At 45.5% G+C, this 18,666-nt stretch carries 12 protein-coding genes; 1 reads left to right on the forward strand and 11 read right to left on the reverse strand.

The window, feature by feature from the left end:
• Positions 1–258 precede the first annotated feature (258 nt).
• Both MHH25_RS22990 and MHH25_RS22995 read right to left on the reverse strand, forming a co-directional pair.
• Entirely contained in the window at positions 259–1,077 is an 819-nt protein-coding gene (locus MHH25_RS22990) for a TerC family protein (protein WP_036617064.1), read from the reverse strand.
• A gap of 276 nt (positions 1,078–1,353) precedes the next feature.
• Positions 1,354–1,665, reverse strand: a complete 312-nt coding sequence (locus MHH25_RS22995; RefSeq protein ID WP_340018228.1) for a DUF3817 domain-containing protein — start codon at positions 1,663–1,665, stop codon at positions 1,354–1,356.
• Positions 1,666–1,880: 215 nt separating this feature from the next.
• On the opposite strand from MHH25_RS22995, the gene MHH25_RS23000 reads away from it, so the two are divergent.
• Positions 1,881–2,984, forward strand: coding sequence for a glycosyltransferase family 4 protein (locus MHH25_RS23000; protein WP_339195070.1), 1,104 nt, complete (start codon positions 1,881–1,883; stop codon positions 2,982–2,984).
• 20 nt (positions 2,985–3,004) lie between these two features.
• Here the strand turns inward: MHH25_RS23000 and MHH25_RS23005 are convergent, their stop codons facing one another.
• The 9 genes from MHH25_RS23005 to MHH25_RS23045 form a co-directional block, all read right to left on the reverse strand.
• Positions 3,005–3,367 (reverse strand): HIRAN domain-containing protein, encoded by a 363-nt coding sequence (locus MHH25_RS23005; RefSeq protein WP_076212350.1) that lies wholly within the window; start codon positions 3,365–3,367, stop codon positions 3,005–3,007.
• Between the two features lie 42 nt (positions 3,368–3,409).
• On the reverse strand, positions 3,410–4,381 hold the full coding sequence (locus MHH25_RS23010) for a transcriptional regulator (RefSeq protein ID WP_036617058.1): 972 nt from the start codon (positions 4,379–4,381) through the stop codon (positions 3,410–3,412).
• 272 nt (positions 4,382–4,653) lie between these two features.
• A complete protein-coding gene (locus MHH25_RS23015) occupies positions 4,654–5,175 on the reverse strand; it encodes a hypothetical protein (protein ID WP_074096170.1) in 522 nt (173 codons plus the stop codon).
• A 166-nt stretch (positions 5,176–5,341) separates the two neighbouring features.
• Positions 5,342–5,971: a 50S ribosomal protein L25 gene (locus MHH25_RS23020; protein ID WP_036617054.1), complete on the reverse strand. Its 630-nt coding sequence runs from the start codon at positions 5,969–5,971 to the stop codon at positions 5,342–5,344.
• A 280-nt stretch (positions 5,972–6,251) separates the two neighbouring features.
• Positions 6,252–9,128, reverse strand: a complete 2,877-nt coding sequence (pulA, locus tag MHH25_RS23025; RefSeq protein ID WP_340018230.1) for a type I pullulanase — start codon at positions 9,126–9,128, stop codon at positions 6,252–6,254.
• Between the two features lie 484 nt (positions 9,129–9,612).
• Positions 9,613–11,661: a type I pullulanase gene (gene pulA / locus MHH25_RS23030; RefSeq protein ID WP_340018232.1), complete on the reverse strand. Its 2,049-nt coding sequence runs from the start codon at positions 11,659–11,661 to the stop codon at positions 9,613–9,615.
• A 173-nt stretch (positions 11,662–11,834) separates the two neighbouring features.
• On the reverse strand, positions 11,835–15,101 hold the full coding sequence (locus MHH25_RS23035) for a DUF5704 domain-containing protein (RefSeq protein WP_340018234.1): 3,267 nt from the start codon (positions 15,099–15,101) through the stop codon (positions 11,835–11,837).
• 432 nt (positions 15,102–15,533) lie between these two features.
• Entirely contained in the window at positions 15,534–16,805 is a 1,272-nt protein-coding gene (locus tag MHH25_RS23040) for an S-layer homology domain-containing protein (protein ID WP_340018236.1), read from the reverse strand.
• Positions 16,806–17,150: 345 nt separating this feature from the next.
• Positions 17,151–18,662 (reverse strand): extracellular solute-binding protein, encoded by a 1,512-nt coding sequence (locus MHH25_RS23045; protein WP_083669931.1) that lies wholly within the window; start codon positions 18,660–18,662, stop codon positions 17,151–17,153.
• Between the last annotated feature and the right edge of the window lie 4 nt (positions 18,663–18,666).

Below are 18,666 nucleotides of genomic sequence, written 5' to 3' on the forward strand. Positions count from 1 at the left end.
CAATGAAACGATGAGCCGGATATGCTATTGTGTCTACGTTGCGCCCTGTTTGAATCAAATCATAACCAAGCATCATGTCTCTCGGCCTCCCTTCGTTAATGTTAGTCTTATATTAAGGGGACTAGAATTCATGTGTCAACCCTTTTCTTGGAAATTGGTCCATGGTGTAGATTGCATATGTAAACAAAAACAGGAGATTGTCCTAGGACAATCTCCTGTTTTCCAAATAATAATGATGTTGTTAGCGTAACATGATTATTACAGTCCTGCTTGTTTTTCCAACTCTTCAACCGGATTTTCGTCTTCTTTTTCAGGAACTTTGGAAGACAGGAACCAACCACATACCGCAATGGTGATCAGTACAATATAGAATCCGAATTTCCAAATTTTATTTTCCGGGAAATGCTCATCCAGAACACCCAATGAAGGGTGTGCGAGTGTAATAACCGCCAGCTTAACCCCTACCCAACCTACGATGACAAAGGCCGCAACTTCAAGTCCTGGACGGGAATGAAGCAATTTCACAAAGTATGAGGCTGCAAAACGCATGATCACAAGCCCGATGAATCCACCGAGGAAGATAACGATAAACTGTCCACCGTCGAGTCCGCCAATTGGAGGCAATCCACTTGGTGGCAACGCCACAGCCAAAGCAACAGCAGCCAGAATGGAATCAACTGCAAATGCGATATCCGCTACTTCGACCTTGAAAACGGTCATCCAGAAACCGGATTGTTTTTTCGGTTTCTTCGGCGTTGAATCAGCTGCTTCATCTGTCTTATTGCGACTACCCAGTATCTTTTTAACGATATGGTTAATCGAAATATACAGGAGATACAGGGCACCGATCGCTTGCACCTGCCATACATCGACGAGGAAAGAGATCAGGAACAATGAACCTAAACGGAAAACAAATGCACCCATCAGACCGTAGAACAACGCTTTTTTGCGCTTATCTTCAGGCAAGTGTTTAACCATGATTGCGAGTACCAATGCATTATCTGCTGCGAGTAATCCTTCAAGGACCACTAAGACAGCAAGCACCCACCCATATTCTAATAATAATGAAACATCCAAAATTGACTCCTCCTTAATATTCTTATGATGTACAAAAAAAGGACCTTTACCATCACTGGTAAGGTCCTTTTATATCCACAAAAAGAGACCTTTACCGAGCATGAAAACTTGGTAAAGGTCTCGCTAACAACAAAATTGCTGCCAATAAAGCCGGGGATATGATCCCGAATTGACGACTTTACTGTAAAAGCTACTCCCCTTTAACAGGAATATGTAGTTTTAGTTGGAACGGGTTGTTTAACCTGTACTCATCATATTTCATAACGTTAAATAAAGTCAAGCTTTATTTAGTTGACGATACAGCTTACGGAATATGACAACATCATAGATCATATTCCCCAGTGGAATGAAAGAAACAAAGAACAGAGCAATTGGACGGCGCAGACGCCATTTCTGTGAGGTGTACATAGTCACCATAAATAACAAATACATTAAAAACAAAAAACCGTACAGATTCCCAAACCATGTGACAGCCTGCGGCATAACCCCGGCATCTCTCAACGGAAAAGCAACAAACAGTAACAACACGTACGAAATGCCCTGCAACCACAACATCAGCCGGAAGCGCCCCAGCGTAGAATGTAACATTATTTTCCTCCTGCTTTTATACATGTAACGAATTCAATTGTTCCCGTACAGTATATCACAAAAGCTGAATATCTCGCTTAATGCCATGTAGCAGATTATTCCTGCACGCTTATATGGTTGGCTCACCTACCATTTCGCAGGAGCCAAATGCTTTAACTTCTCATAAGATATATGACGAAGATTGTTACAGATGTCGGACAAGGAGGAGCCGGATCATGAAAATAGCTATGGTTGCACCCGAGAAATTGCCTTTGCCCGGTAATGGTTCCGTGGAAATCTGTATCCTGGGCATCGCTCGTGAACTAGCCCATCGCCATCAGGTGACCATTATAAGTCGTCAAATGCAAGGTCTCGCCGCCACAGAACAGATCGATGGGATCACCATTCAACGTGTCCCTGCGTCGAGTCCTGTCATGTACACCAAAGCAGTCATACGTTTGTTATCCCAACAACCCTATGATGTAATTCAAGTGGATAACAGGCCACGAAGTATGGCTACCATCAAACGAGCCTTTCCACGCACTCCCGTTGTACTCTATCTTCACTCATTAACGTTTGCTCAGCCCGGGCCTTCCAAACTCACATTAATGAAAAAAGCTGATTGGATTGCCGTCAACAGTCATTCCCTACGACAAAGGTTAGGCCGCAGATTTCCGTTGGTAAAACACCGGATGAGTGTTGTTCCATTGGGTGCAGATCTAAGCCGCTTCAGACCTGTTGAATCCAGCGAAGAACAGATTCATCTGCGTACACAATTTGGAGTAACTAAACCATTCTCTATTCTGTATGTCGGCAGGCTGATCCCTGGAAAAGGTGTAGACGTATTAATTCGTGCGACTGCCCTCCTTCAGCAACAGGTATCTGTTCAACTGGTTGTTGCAGGCAAAGGACCTCCGTATTACATGCGTAAACTTCGCGAACTTGCCCAAAAACATAAGGTCCATGTTTCCTTCCGTGGTCAGATAAACCATGAGCATATCGATCAGTTGTATCGGGCAGTCGATTGTCTGGTCTGTCCGTCTCAAGAACATGAAGCTTTTGGCCTGGTTAATGTTGAGGCGATGGCTTCAGGATTACCCGTCATTGCTTCGGATAACGGAGGTATTCGCGAGATTATTGAATCAGGTATCAATGGATACCTTGTCACTGCTTATAAGCGCCCTCAACGTTTCACCTCTTACCTGTACAAACTTGCAAGCAATCCCACTTTTGCCGAGAAGTTAGGAAAGGCTGGCCGAGACAGCGCAAGGGCATATTTCAGTTGGGCAAGAACAGCCATGCATCTGGAAGCGACCTATACCAGGCTCATCCGTAAATGAGCCTTCTTTTGTTACGATGATCAAGCTTTTTCACGAAATTGCCATCCCTTAATCAAAGAATCCATCTGCGGAACAGGAATGTGACTCATCTCAATTAACTCCATAATCACCATATCTCTCATCATGAATCGTACTTTGGCACACGTTAGTTGATGAAACACATCGTAGAATGCCGTCCCGGCCCAACATCCATGAGGTACGACCAGCGGATCATTAACGATATAACCTACGGCTCCAATCGGGGGAATAACAACCTTAATTGCTTGATGATCCAAACGATTATCTGGATCTTTGACGAGATACACGGTATCCCCCACATGTAGAGCCTGTACTCCATGGTAGTGATCCATCCCATACATAGCTGCGAATAATTTGGTGCTCATATTACCTGCTCCTTTTCCTGTATTTTTCCATGATTAAAATTTTTACAATGATACATCGGTTTCATAATGTTCCAACCACTCGACAAGTTGCCTGCGTATCTCTCTACGAAACTCACGAGGTTCAAGTACCTCTGCCTCGGGCCCAAATTGATACAACCATTTCAAAAATTCTCTGCTGCTATTCAGTGTCACTTCAAATAACAATCCCCCATCCGACATATTCGTCATTCGCGGGCGAACAAACATTTCTTCTTCTTTTATGTAGGGGGCCACTTTCTCAGAGAATCTTACCTTGAAATGGATATTTTCGTCGCCACGGTCAATAGACCATGTGTTCTTCATGTACTGTGTTATGTTGAAATCACCCTTGTCGAAACCGGCATTTGTTCGTGTCACATCCAAAAAACGGCTGATCCGAAACAATCGAACTTTTTGCAGCAAATGACAGTATCCAATCAAATAAAAACGTTGATCACGTGGAATGAGATAATAGGGATCGATATCCCGGACTGTGATCTCATTTCTTGTCAGCGTATGATATTGAGTACGAATGGTTTGCTGGCTTAGAATAGCTTCGATAATGGGAATCAGCAAATTAGGGTCTTTTCCTTCCTCACGATAAGCTGGCGTGCCCATCCGAATAATTCCCGCAATATTCTCTACAATGTCACTGTTTCTTGATTTTAATTTGGTATGAGCCGACATAACCTTGTCAAACGCTGAATCAAACTCAGCAGGTAACTTGGAGGTATCAACTACGGACGGGAGCAAGGAGAAAACCATTGCTTCCTGTTCAGTAAAATCTAATGGATACATCGCAAACTCACCAATAAATCGGTAACCCTTGCCGTATCCTTCATTCATAATCGGGGCGACCCTATCCAAAATCCGGAGATCACGATAAATCGTGCGTACAGTCGTACCGCATTTCAGCGCCAACTCCTTGGCCGAAATTCCAGGATTTGCTTGTATAGCCTGAAGTATACGCAGCAGACGAATTAATTTCTCTGTCATGTAGTTTCTCCCCTTCGATATTTTATCGGCAAGGAAAACTAGTTCCTTTAGTACAGAACTAAATCTTTAGTCCCAATATTATTTTCGCAATTTCACCATTTTTGTATAGTCCAATTGCACTCTTACCCCCTTTTAATATACATTCTCTTACTCGCTTGCGTAAAACATTAACCTAAAAGACCTTAAACCTAAGCCTGAAAGCCTATACAATTTTCTAAAAATAGTACAAAAAAAGCCCTGATCTCCACAAAGAGACAAGGCTTTTCTCGGAATTACTGGTTATGCAACTGTAATAATTGATTCATCACATTTGCCATATGCTCACAGAGTTCAGCAATGTCCCCCATCTGGTCTTCATTCACACTGCGGTCAAAATAAACGTGAGCCGTGACGTTATACATGATTGGCTGTTCATCAAAGATATACTTGATGCTCTGGCACATCCTCTGCTCAGGCCAGCTCTTCTGTAATATCGAACGAATGGCTGGGCACTGCTTCTCAGGCTCCTTCACAACCATACTAAACCGTAGTTCCAAGCGGCAACCCGGATTCGCACCAGGCGTCTCCAGGATCTCCGCTGCAAGCTCCTCAAGGGAACTGCTTAATACAACTTCTCCTGTTACTTCCGGACGATCCCTGAGACAGAATTGTAATGTAAACTCTCTGGACATCACTGCCATCTCCAGCCGATCTTTACGCCCCGTAATCTGAATACGTTCGTCCAGGTTATCCATATCATAGAGATAATTCTCAAACCCGACTTTCAGATTGTCATACACCGTTGGATCAAACATTGAATTAAACCTACTTTCTAACCCTTTAACATGTATTGTAGTACATTCTCATTTTTCATGCGAACGATGTGCCTATTGAACTCTCTTGCTCGGAAAATAAAAAAGCCCAGTCACTAGGACTGGGTTTTGGTTAAACATGAGATCTGGCAAGATCCCGTAGCTTGGCTTATTCTTCTGTAGCTTTTTCTTCAGTTGCCGGCTCAGCTTCCTCAGCAGAGGCCGTTGGCTCTTCCTCAGCCGCTTGTGGCGGCATGACGGAAGCGATGATGGATTCAGGTGATGTTACGAGTGTCAAACCTTTATCAAGCTTGATATCTGCAGCAGTCAAGCGATCACCAATGTCCAATCCGCTCACATCAACTTCAATGGACGTTGGCAGATCCGCAGGCAAACCTTCTACTTCCAGCTGTGTCTCCTGTGTCTGGAATACACCGCCAGCTTTCGAGCCGGCCGCTGTACCTTGGAAGTCGATCGATACACTTACGCTGATCGGCTTGTTCTTGGAAATTTGCAAAAAGTCTACGTGCAGCAAACGTCCGTTACGCTCTTGCTGATCCTTGATCAGCACCGGAAGCGTTTTACCGCCCTCAACATTCAGATTGAACATTTCGGAGCGGCCTGTGCGTGCCACTTTCAGCATTTCTTTTTCATCTACATGTATTGAAGCACCTTCAAGTCCCGGGCCGTAAACGACTGCGGGAACTCGTCCGCCTTGTCTTAACAGGCGCAGTGCTGCACCTTTCTTTTCCGTTCTTGGCGTTGCTGTAAGTTGAGCCATTTTTCCGTTGGATTTCATGATTGAACATCCTCCTTCAAGGGATCACTACATTATATTTGTTGGAAAGCACTGAGGCTTATCTCATAGACCATGATGGTCTTTTTTCCTTTGGCCGAATCGTGGGCCATATCTATATTTACCCCAATGATAGAGGATCTCAAACACGAAACAGGACAATTAATTATTTTTTGGCGAGTTATGCGGCTTATAATCAGACCAAAAAAGCAGTCGGAATCTCTTCCAACTGCTGATTTAACAAGGTTTTGACGAACTACATTCAAAGTTATAAATAAAGAAACTATGCGCTATTACGATCCTCTGTTTTTTCGCTTTCACGAATGATCTGCATCTCGTCTGATCCGCTACGGACAATAATGTGTACATCCCCGTCTTCAGGTACAATGTCCACGTAACGGTCTCCGCACGTATCTTTAGCTTCCCATTCGTTCAATCGAATGATCAATCCCAGGTGATGCAGACCCGGAGCAACGCGGAAGCGGGCTTCGGCGGCATTTCCGACTTGTTCCAGCCGTACGGCTCCGTCCTCCATACCTGTGCCCCATACCCAGACATCCCAACCTTCATAATGCTGGTCTTCCCGTTCGTATCGAAGCGTGACGGTTCGCGAAATCTGTTTATGAATCGTTACGCCAAGCGTTGCCCGAATTCCTCCAGCCTCAGCAATAATATGGGTTACTCCAGGTGTCATCGCACGTACGATCCCTGCTGCACTCACCGCTGCAAGTTCTGGATGAGAAGAGCTCCAGCGTATATTGGAATCCTGAAGCGGCTGACCAAATTGATCCAGAACCAAGGCACGGAAGCGACTGATTCGAGTCATGTACATGACAGGTTCACCCACAATTTCAATTCGTTCAGCATGACGATAATCCACTTGTAACATACAGCTTGCCGTTATGTCCCCACAGTGGACTGTAATCGAAGCTTCCCCTCGTTCCAGTGCATGGATTGTTCCATCAGGCTGGATCTGAATAATATCCGGATCAGAAGAAGTCCAGGTAACTGGAGCTTTTTCCACCACATTGCCAATACTGTCCCGTACGATCGCTCGTAGTTGAGTGGTCTCCTTCGGACTATATACCTGGCGAGGAAAACTAATCTCCACTGTTGATGGTTCAGCGCCTCCAGCATGCTCTGTGTCATACAGTACCATTAAAGACCATCGTTCTACCTGAACAGTACCACGAACAGTCTCGATCACGTCTGTGCCTGCCTGATGATCATTGACCACAACATGCCAGTCCCCTTCCCCCAGGTCGACATGCTGCTCATGTTCCGTTCCGTTATAGATGACCATAATCTGATTCCAGGTGTCCTGATTCGCACCATTCTGAAGTATAAAGGCAACTACATTGCCATCCGCACGAATAACACGAAGGTGATTTCGTACCTGTTCAGCATCGATCATACGAAAAGCGGGATGTGTTCTCCGCAAATGAATAAGACCACGATAGTAATCAAACACTGGTCTGAACCGTGATTTGTTGGCCCATGTGATGGCGTTCACCGCATCCCCGCTCCGATAACTGTTATGATCACCGGCTTTGGATCTGAGCATCTCATCCCCTGAATGCAGAAACGGAATTCCCTGAGAAGTAAGCAGAATGCCGGAGGACAGTAACGAGCGACGAACCATCTCATGATTCAAAACATCATCTGCATCCACATACCGATAAGGATCTGCTGCTTTTACCGCGGACTCAGCACTCCCTCCACCCACGGGCTGTCCGTCCTTCCATACGGGAAATCCTAATTCATGTCTAAGGTTCATTGTTGTCGCAATTTTATCCCACAGATTGAGATTGTCATGAGCAGTTACATAATTGACAACTTCAACAGGTGAAGATGTGAAATCATCCAATGCTCCCGCTAATCCCCTAATAAGCTCATATTCCTGTCCTCCGGCACCCGTGACAAACCCTCTGCCACTGCCATCACTATCACCCTTGATTGCACTGCGAAAATGATCATTAAATACAGCAAACCCCTGACCTCGCTGGGTTCCTTTTAATGTTTTACGGTCCAAAGGTGAATCTCCACCCATCCAGGGTTCCCCATAGATCAGAAACGCCGGATCGATCTGTTCCTTCAATTCGCGTGTCAATTCATTCATCGTTTCCGTATCAATCAGGGCCATGAGGTCAAATCGAAATCCGTCCACATGATATTCTTCTGCCCAATATCGGAGAGAATCCAGAATATATTTTCGCACCATTGGACGTTCTGTCGCCAATTCATTGCCTACACCAGAACCATTACTGAGGGTGCCATCCTCCCGATAACGGTAATAATAGCCTGGTACAATCCGTTCAAAAGGACCCTCTTCCACGCTATACGTGTGATTATAGACAACATCAAGTACAACGCGAATGCCTTGTCTGTGCAGCGATTGAACGAGTGATTTGAGCTCCCGAATTCGAACTGCCGGATCACGAGGGTCGGTAGCGTAGGAACCTTCGGGAACGTTATAATGCTGGGGATCATACCCCCAGTTGTATGGTGCTCTGACATTTGAACCCACTTCTGCCGTAGCAAGTTCATTCACCGTCTGATAATCCGCCACAGGCAGAAGATGTACATGAGTGACTCCCAGTTCGGCAAGATGGTCTACGCCAATACTATTGCCTGCTCTATCCGTCAGACCGGATGCTGTGAATGCCAGATATTTTCCCTTATACGGAATATCTGCATGTGGGTCCGAGGAGAAATCACGGACATGCAACTCATATAACACGGCATCGACAGGACGTAGAAAAGCAGGTTTGACATCCAGGTCCCAATCGACTGGATTCGTGGTCTCCGGGTCTATAATAGCCGTTCGTTGCCCATTAGCCGTTACCGCTCTGGCGTAAGGATCAACAACCACTTCAACCCGCTGATTATCATGGATAATTCGGTACATATAATAATGTCCTGCCCAATCGCCGCTGAGCTTCAGACTCCATATTCCGTCCGCATCGCGCGTCAGAGTATGTTCCTGCCCATTTTCATGATCTTGTACTTTACCACTATCGTTGTAATGCCCTTCATCGTCAAAAATCAATATATAAACCTGCTGTGCCGTAGGTGCCCACAATTTAAAAGTACTTGCTGCACGAGTATATGTTAAGCCAAGATCGTTGCCTTCGTAACAAAAAGAAGTCCATTCCGGCATCGTTCCCACCGCCTTTATATCCATTGATTTCGTGTTGTCCCGATGTTACGGAGCGGGACGTGTTTTGTCAACCCGGGGTTGTCTGTACTCATCATATCGGTCCAATTTGCGTATTCAATTAGCAATCGCTTTCAAAATATAGGATATGAAAACAAGCGCCATAGATTGACAGCATTTGTACCTGTCCCGACAAAAAAAGTTTGGAATATACGAGAATAAATTGCAGGATGTCATTTGGTCGAGATTAAAATGCACCAACAGGTGCACAGTATAAAAAAAGCTCCAGACATGACAATGTATAGCCCTGCGACCAAGGCATTGGTTTCTGACGCATCAACAAATCCCCCTTTCTTACGGGAAAGGGGGATTTGTTTTATCTCAATTTATTTGATTAGATTTGATTGGATATCTAGAACGTGGCCTTGTTAGCGATTTTACTAATGCTTTGTTGGTACCCTTCAATTCTTGGCAAGCATTGCGTTCATTAGGAATTCGAATACATCACCGTTAGGGATATCGCATTCACATTTACCTTTCCATCCTGTATGGTGCGTATCATATCAACGCCTGCTTGTCCTTTTTCTACAATCACATTCCATGTCCCTGTGGGGACAGATATGTCACGGTTTTCTTTTGCCGCGTTATAGATGACAACAATACGTTCCCATGAATCGCTGGCTGCTGTACCGTTCAGTTCATACGCTAACAGCCCATTACCTTTTTCGATTAAACGAACATGCTTCTCGATCTCTTCCCGTGTACGAAGCCGAAAGGCTGGATGTTCTCGCCGAAGACGGATCAGCCCACGATAATAATCAAATACCGGCTTGAACAGCTGCTTTTGCTCCCAATGTATGGCATTGACTACGTCTCCACTCTGGTGGCTGTTGGCGTCCCCATATTTGCTGCGAAGCAACTCATCTCCGGCCGCGATCAGGGGAATACCCTGGGAGGTTAAAACGATACCATTGGCAAGCAGACAACGCCTAACGGTCTCATTCTCCAGAATGTGTTCTGGATCGATCTGCAGGTAAGGCTTAGCCTTCTCTACGGCCTCTTCCACACTCTGGCATCCACGAATACTTCCATCCTCGTCATAGGTGAGGAAATTCAAGGTATCGTGGATTCCTTGTGTACGTGCAACTTTGTCCCACAGGTTGAGATTATCATGCACTGTTACATAGTTAATCGTCTCGGATGAACCATCCGTAAAATCCTGAATGGCTCCCCGGACCCCAGTCCACAATTCGTCTTCTTTCCCGTCCGCGCCCGTCGCAAATCCCGTACCCATGCCATCGCTGTCTCCCTTGATCACTCCGCGAAAATTATCGTTAAACACAGCAAAACCCGCCCCGCGCTGCGTTCCTTTTAGGGTCATATCATCTCCAAGCGGCGAATCCAGTGCGCCCCATGGTTCACCATATAACAATATGGAAGGTGACACTTGGGTGTGCAATTCCGCTGCAAGCTGTTTCATCGTAGTTGTGTCGATCAGACCCATCAGATCAAATCGAAAACCATCCACATGGTACTCCTCTGCCCAGTAACGGACTGAATCGATGATAAACTTGCGAACCATGGTGCGTTCAGTAGCCACCTCATTGCCCGTACCTGAACCATTGCTGTAGGTCCCATCGGCGTTTTGACGATAGTAGTACCCTGGTACAAGTTTTTCAAAAGAGCTGCCTGCTGTATTAAAGGTATGATTATATACCACATCCATAATGACACCTATTCCCTTGTTATGAAGGGCAAGCACCATTGATTTGAACTCACGAATTCGTGTCTCCGGATCATCTGCACGTGATGCATAGGAACCTTCCGGGACATTGTAATGGAGCGGATCATATCCCCAGTTATAGTTGGAGCCATCAGACGTATCACCATCTACTCTGGATTCATCCACCGTCGCAAAGTCAAATACAGGTAGCAGATGCACATGGGTAATCCCGAGTTCAACCAAATGATCGATCCCCAGTGTGTTGCCCTCCGAATCACGCAGGCCCGTCTCGGTGAAAGCCATGTATTTGCCTTTATTCGTTATACCAGATGATGGGTGAATGGAAAAATCACGTACATGCAGTTCATACAGGACTGCATCTACAGAACTGGTCAATTCTGGGCGAATATCCTCACTCCATCCCTTCGGATGTGTATGCTCCAGTCTAACAATTACACCCATTTCTCCATTCATGGTCACTGCTCGGGCGTAGGGGTCTACAGCTTGGGTTGAATGTCCATCTTCGAAAGTAGGCTTGTACATGTAACGGTAGCTGTTTAAATCACCCTCCAGTTCCAGAACCCAGATGCCTTGTTCTTTCTTTTGCATAGGTAGCGCCTGCTGTTTCCGTTGATTGGGTTCTTCCTCCGGGCTCCCCCCTGTCAAAGGTGGGTACAGAAGTAGTTCCATCTGAACAGCTAACGGTGACCAGACTTTGAAGTGACAGGTTTGTGCTTCTAATGTGACACCTAAATCTCTTCCTTGGTATGTATCTACTGAAATCAATAGTTCCTGCTTATCCTCTTCAATCATGTGTGTTGTTCCCCTCTCGTTGAGAAAATTTGATGAATATGGATGGTACGAGTGCTCTTTACCCTTTATACCCGTTCCGCTGCCCAACCATAATCCGAATTACACAAAAAGAAGACAAATGTCATGTAGATTCACATGACGCCTGCCTTCTTTATGGGTAAAACGATATCTCCCTAATGCGGTACCTGGGATTGGAAATCATTCCGGCTGGATTGATCCGCATGGTACAAAACCACGTCCCCATCTTGCATCGGCCAGCTTCTCCCCTGACCATCTACCGGGCTGTTATCAAAACCTTCCATTTGCCATTGATTCATCAACGGTGCATAAATATATTGCAGATGCGGTGCATTCGTATTGCCACTGCGCAATGTTTCGATATTGAAGTTAACCACAATGTAACCGTCCCTCAGAAATACCATTGTCTTCTCATCCAACTGGTTTTGTCTGGCAAGTGACTCGAGATCGGTTCCTTTGGGTACTGCATATACATCTGCTGGCAAGCTATATTCCCCATACCAGCGCTGAATCGCTGCATTCGCCCGATCCACATTAACACTGGAGGGAATATCTGTTTTTGGGCCAATGAGTGTACGGATCTGTGAAGGAAGAATCATCCAGTCATAACGACCTACCCACGTTTTATGATGAGAGGTCTGATCCACGAAACGAACCATATGTTCCGTCATTGTACCCTGATTGCGTTCCTCCGCTGACAGTTCATAGGTATACTGATAACGCGCTGTATCACCTAACTCCGTACTTGCGACATTCCGCAACCGTGAGTTCAGCACAACAAAGCGTTTTTCTAAATCTTGTACCGATCCGATACGAATGAGTCGTTCCTGTCCTCGATGGTAGTATAAATCCACTTCTTGCCGGGTGGTGCCATCTTTACTCACAAAAGAGAACGTCGGCGTGATTCGGATACCATCCTGTTTCCCAAACATATTACCCTTGGTTTTCAGATCAAACTTGAAATGGTAACCCGTCTTCACTGCAGCATTTCGGAACCCCTGTACCGGATGACTACCGGGACGAATAGGCAGGACATAGGGAGCCAAATTACCTCGGGGATCTCCGTCTATACTGTTTCCTCCGATCCAGTAGCTCACACCCGTTGGTTCGGGGCTGCCCATCCGCTTACGGAACACGTTCTCCCAGTTGTAGTCTGAAATATCGGTGATGTGAAAATCATACAATCGTCCGATAACCTCTACAGCAACGGTATCTGCTGCGACATGATGAGTCAGATTTGTATTGGCATCCTGTTGTTCTGTGAAGTTTGCAGGTGCATTTTCGGCGATATTTCGAAACTCGACCCGGTAATTCCCTTCATCTACCCATACAGGAAGATAAAAAGGAGTGTCCAACTGATTTACCGGAATATCTACCCATGTCATGGACGGAATAAACTGACTTCTGGCACCGTTATAGACATCGAATGGGAAACGAACCTGTTTGATCCGGAAATATTTCGCATAATCATGGTTTCCATAACCAGGGTAACTCGCTACATCCAGATGCTGCCCTGAAGTTGGGATCCGTACAATAAACGGACGCTCTAAAATAAGTGCAGCTCTGGTCGGATCAGGCGTAGTCTTCTGATTATGCGGCTGATCATCTGACACCCAGGCGTAGTTCACAACTGGAGTATGTACTGTCACCGAGTTAATGCCCAGAATGGGGAACTTCTGATCCTGCCCTCCGTTAACATTGCCAGGGAGAAGTCCATACGTAATCTCACCCGTGGTTGGCTGGTTAGCTTTGTTCAACAATGTGTTTTTGATCGTCAGACGGTTCTGGTACAGAACATCGTCTCCGATCATGCTAGGTTGGGGGATACTTCCCGGTTGCGGAGCGGTTTTGGTCACAGGAGCAGGATCCACAATTGTCGCTCCATTAAAGGTTACCTTGTCGTTATTAACGGTGTTCTCTCTAACCTCCGCTTCAGCTTCAGATTGAAACAATGACGTTTCATCTGGCGTAGAGGGTTCAGTAGAACCACCTGGGACCCCTTTGATGCCAAGATCAATTTCTCGACATGGTGCAGGTTTCACATGACTGGTAACCGCAGTATCCATAGCCGATTGCAAAGTCGGTGGTGTATATGCATTGGGCATAAGGGTCACGGTGTCACCATAACCGCCTAATGCATAGTTAGAGACCTTAGCCTCATTTAACTTGTATACCTCCAGGTTATCGATCTGCCAATAGCTATATGTCCTTGTTACTTGCATCGTTTTATCCCCAGGCACATCACGTTCTCTCGGCTGAGGAGGTGTTCCTGGATCCCCCTCACCACTAGATGCTCTTCCCGGGATCGTCCAGGTTTTATGATAAACCCTTTTCACTTTAACGGTGTAAGTCACCGTTCCTGTCATGTTAACCCAACGGTGCTGAAACAGATATTCCTTGGCTAAAACATTGGCATAGAGATCTTCCGAAGTCGGAATACCACGGGTAACATCGAACTTCTCAGATCCCCGATCGTCTGCCTTCAACACACCTCGAACAGACGGGTCCATAACCGATGCTTCAATAACCGTGCCTCTACTCGGTGGGCTGATGGTCATGGGGCAAGTGTTCGCAGGGTCACCCCCCGGATCGCCATCATTACCACCTTCTCCATTATCCGTGCAGTCCTTCACCTCAAGCACCTGAGTCCCTTGTTCATCCAGTTGCTGAGCAGAATCAAGAAAATGAGCTTTTATGGTAGTGCTACCCACGATCCCTTTTGTCGTGATTTTGCCATCAGCACCGATCGTTGCCACAGCCGGATTCGAGCTCTGCCACGTCAGTTTGGGGTGAGCCGTCAGTTTATGAACAGAGCGATCCGGTTTGGTTAGAACGGCTTCTGCCTGTAGTGGTGTTGTATTGGCTTTACAAGCGTTCGGCAAATTCACCACGAGTCCTGGCTCAGACGTGACTGTTATGGTGGCAGTATCCGAGATCAGATATGTACCATTGTTCCAGATCGCACGCACAGTGACCGTGCCCGGACTTTCGGCGGTTAACATCCCTGTTTTCAACTCTATACTCGCAATTGTCTCGTCAGAAGAAAACCATTTGATCTCTGCTTCCCTTCGGGATACGTCGATGCCCCCACCAAAGGCTGTCGCACCATAGCCCTTTGTCTTCACCAAGGCTTCCATCTGCTGGGTTTGACCTAGGGTAAGGGTTTTATTTGGAGTTACATCGATTTCTTTTTCTTCCTCCAAATCACCTTCCCAAATGATGTCCATGGGCGTAAAATAAGAAACATTATGCTTAGGACATCCTGCCGTTGTTCTTCCCCCATTTTCAAATGGATCATTCTGAGTCCATTCGTGATTTCCACCAGTTAAGGTCTTAATAGCAACAACTGTACTTGGAGGTGTGATCACTGTCCTTCCCACACCTGTATATGTTGCCTGTTCAAATTGAGTTTTATATTCCACACTTTTGATGTTTACTTCCTTAAAACTAGAGGATGTTAGCGTATTTCCGTTATATTGAGGCCAAGAAACCGCAGGCCATCGTGAAAAGTCAACACTATCCGGTACCTCTTTCAAAGCAGGATAAGGGGTTGTACAAGTTCCTGCATTGTTTGAATACGTTGGACCACCACTGTGATCTGCTCTAAATCTCCCATCATCAGTTTGATACCAGTAAACTCCAGGTGTACCAACTGTCTTTTCAGCTTGAATAGATTTTAGAATAGGACTTTTCATAGATTTTGGACCGTACGGATCGTTAGCAGCAGCGTAAACAAAATCATTTATAGATAGCCCAATCACGTAAGAACTTATAATGAATAATACAAGCAATGTTCTGGACCAAATGAATACGGACAGCCGCATTCGTTTTCTCATAGACTTGCTATCACCTCACTACTGGTACATATTTTGTATTTTCATTTCTCCTACATCTTCAGCTTTAACATGATACGATCCATTTTTGAAATCTAGAGTTGACCTTGTCCAAAATCTAACCTTTTTCCCTTTTATGATGAGTTCTTTAGGGCTATTAGGAATAGTTTTGAATCCGTTCTTATCAGCAAATTCTAAATCTAGACGTCTAAAACTTAGTAATCCGTTATTTAAACCACCACTGTAGGTAATCAAATCTGACTTATCTGTATTTGATATAAAAGATAAATCAGCAAATGTTAGATAATAATCGCCACTCGAAATATTGGGTTCTACAAAAAGTTTGCTATATACTCCTTGAGGTTTACTATTCTGAACCTTCACCACAATAAACCTATGAAGTGTAAGCACTCCTGATTTGTTAGAAAGTTTTATATCTCCTTTCGATATATCACTTACTTTGACAGAATTTTTAGTATAAAAATAATTACTAATGGTCGTTAAATTCGTACCCGTCGTGCCGACCTCTCTCATCTCATTCAGATCACTGTACTTCCCCGCATCCGTGCCCTCCACATCCATATAACGCAGCAAAATGGCCGATACTTCTGCACGAGTGGTGGAATCTGCAGGTTTTAATGTGCCATCCTGGAATCCACCGACAATACCTGTCCCACGAACGAGAGCAAGATACGGAATCTGCTCAGCACGAATGGTGCCGCGGTTCACTTCCGGTGTGGGAAGCAGTGTATTTTTCGTCTCGTTAAAAGCATCCTGGAAGCTGCTCTCGGACTTGATCAGTCCATTGGCAATCCACTTCATCATCTCGTAACGTGTCAGCTCAGCATTTGGATTGAACCCTTTGGCGTAATCGCCAGCATTAATGAATCCTTGTCCGACAAGTTGGCTAACCGCCGCTTCAGACCAATGTCCCTTGAGATCAGCAAAGGGATTCTGCCCCTCTACCTTCTCCAATCCAGTCGCACGGGCAAGTATGGTCGCATATTCTCCACGCGTGATTTTGCCATTAGGACGAAACGTTCCATCCTGGTATCCAGAGATCAAGTTTTTTTCATACGCTTTGGCAATTGTTGCTTGAGCCCAGTGGCCCTTGATATCCTTGAACTTGCTAAGGGCAGTGTCACTTGTTCCCGATGCAGCATTCGCTGTTGACGTCAAATGTACGGGGCCAACGGGCAATAGTGTTCCTGCCAATACAGCTGTCGTTAATAACCCGACGATCCAACCGTTCCGTTTTTTCTTCTTCTCGTGTCCTTTAATCTGCTTCTTCAATCTACTCACGCTCCTATGTACCTTAGTATGGGGATGCTTTACTTAGTCAACCTAGTCACTTCTCTTCACAACCAAAACCTAAATTTGCCATAATAATCAATATTCTACCATGTCGACCTAGGCTATTGGTATTATTTTTCGTCCATCCCCATCACTTCAAGGCGTGCGCCCCTCCTTCCATAGACCCACTTCATTCGCCTAAAACACAAAAAAAGGCCATGAATCCGCAGATTCATAGCCTTATGCTTTAAGGATGTGGTCTTTCTTATGATATTGAAAAATGAACTCACTCATAGAATAAACCATATCATTCCATTTGATCAACCTTTTTTATTTCCCCCAGCTTTATTTTCCGTTTAATTCCTTGTAGGATGCTTCCAATTCCGTGATCAATTGATTACCACCAGCTTTTCTCCAGCTTGCGATTTCCTGCTCCCAACCTGCATCATCGATTTTACCCATAATGTACTTGGTCTGGGCATCCCAGATCATCTGATCCAACTCCTGACCACGCTCGGTATAGATCGCCGAAGACAAGGTGAGTGCCGGATTGGCAATGGCATACTGCTCATTCTCACGCGCCATCTTTGTACCTTTCATACCAATTGGAACATCGACCAGTTCAGGTACATTATAACCTTCAATACTTAACAGATTATCCCGGTATGGCTTCACTTCACGCTGATAAGCGTCAAAATCTTTGAGTTCGGTTTTCCCATCCGCAGTCTTGGTGTAATGCACATCGAGCAACCCACGGAGCTGCAACGCGCTCAATTCCTCATCCATCAACTGATCCAGGAACGTAAGAACCTGCTTCAATTGCTCTTCGTCCGTAACGGATGCCTTCGGGATAACCAGCATTCCGTAGTTCCCTGGCTCCCCGGCGATGCGAATACCATCGGTTCCCTGAAATGGAGCCACATCGATCTCCCCATCTGGAGCGTTAGGTGTAAGCCGCTGCTGAGAGGACTTTCCGTTCTGAGCCACACCATTCAGCTTCATGCCAACCAGGCCTGAATCCATTTTTTTGTCCGCATCAGAAGGGTCCAGGGCAGGGAAATCACTATTAATAAGTCCCTCGCTGAACAGTCGCTTGAAGAGTTTCATTGTATCCACATATTCGGTGGTCAGGAACTCCGGGGTCAGTTTCCCGGCATCATCCACACCCCATTTGTTGACGCCCCCAATACTTACAGCAATCCGCGTCAGTGGGGACGAGACACCCTCATTATACTTTTTGAAAAGCAGTGCACCGTACGTATCTTCCTTACCATTCCCATCAGGGTCATCCTTACGAATAGAGCGCATCACTTCATACCAGTCATCCAGCGTTTTGGGTATATCCAGCTTCAACGTATCAAACCAGTCCTTGCGATATACAATCGCAGTCCGTCCAATATCCCGGAAGTTCGGAATACCGTAGACCTTGCCTTCAATTTTGATATTGTTAAAATAAGCATCGGATTGGGCAGACAGATTTTTATAATCCTTCAAGTAAGGCCCCAGTTCCCAGAACAGTCCCGTTTTGGCGGCATTAAATGTGGTCGGTACATAATTCACACGCATAATGGTCGGCATCTCGCCTGAAGCAACCATAACATTCACCTTATCATCAAAAGCAGACTGCGGAATCCACTGTACATTGACATCCGTATTTGTATATTCCTCAATCTTCTTTTCAATCCCGTTCTCCTTGGCCGGTATATCTCCTACCTGCATTAAAGAGATGGAAATGGGAAGTTTACCTTCCCCTGCAGCAGGTGCTTTTTCTCCCCCGCAACCTGCAAGCAATCCAGCGGACATTGCACCAATTACAACGATTCCGCCTAAACGGGACATTGGACCTTTTGGACTCATGAAC

It is taken from the genome of Paenibacillus sp. FSL H3-0457 (assembly GCF_037981725.1).
Lineage (GTDB): Bacteria > Bacillota > Bacilli > Paenibacillales > Paenibacillaceae > Paenibacillus > Paenibacillus amylolyticus.

Coding starts and splice junctions, on each gene's coding strand:
- MHH25_RS22995 (WP_340018228.1), bottom strand. CDS start 1,665: ATGTTACATTCTACGCTGGGGCGCTTCCGGCTGATGTTGTGGTTGCAG.
- MHH25_RS23000 (WP_339195070.1), top strand. CDS start 1,881: ATGAAAATAGCTATGGTTGCACCCGAGAAATTGCCTTTGCCCGGTAAT.
- MHH25_RS23005 (WP_076212350.1), bottom strand. CDS start 3,367: ATGAGCACCAAATTATTCGCAGCTATGTATGGGATGGATCACTACCAT.
- MHH25_RS23010 (WP_036617058.1), bottom strand. CDS start 4,381: ATGACAGAGAAATTAATTCGTCTGCTGCGTATACTTCAGGCTATACAA.
- MHH25_RS23015 (WP_074096170.1), bottom strand. CDS start 5,175: ATGTTTGATCCAACGGTGTATGACAATCTGAAAGTCGGGTTTGAGAAT.
- MHH25_RS23020 (WP_036617054.1), bottom strand. CDS start 5,971: ATGAAATCCAACGGAAAAATGGCTCAACTTACAGCAACGCCAAGAACG.
- pulA (WP_340018230.1), bottom strand. CDS start 9,128: ATGCCGGAATGGACTTCTTTTTGTTACGAAGGCAACGATCTTGGCTTA.
- pulA (WP_340018232.1), bottom strand. CDS start 11,661: ATGATTGAAGAGGATAAGCAGGAACTATTGATTTCAGTAGATACATAC.
- MHH25_RS23045 (WP_083669931.1), bottom strand. CDS start 18,662: ATGAGTCCAAAAGGTCCAATGTCCCGTTTAGGCGGAATCGTTGTAATT.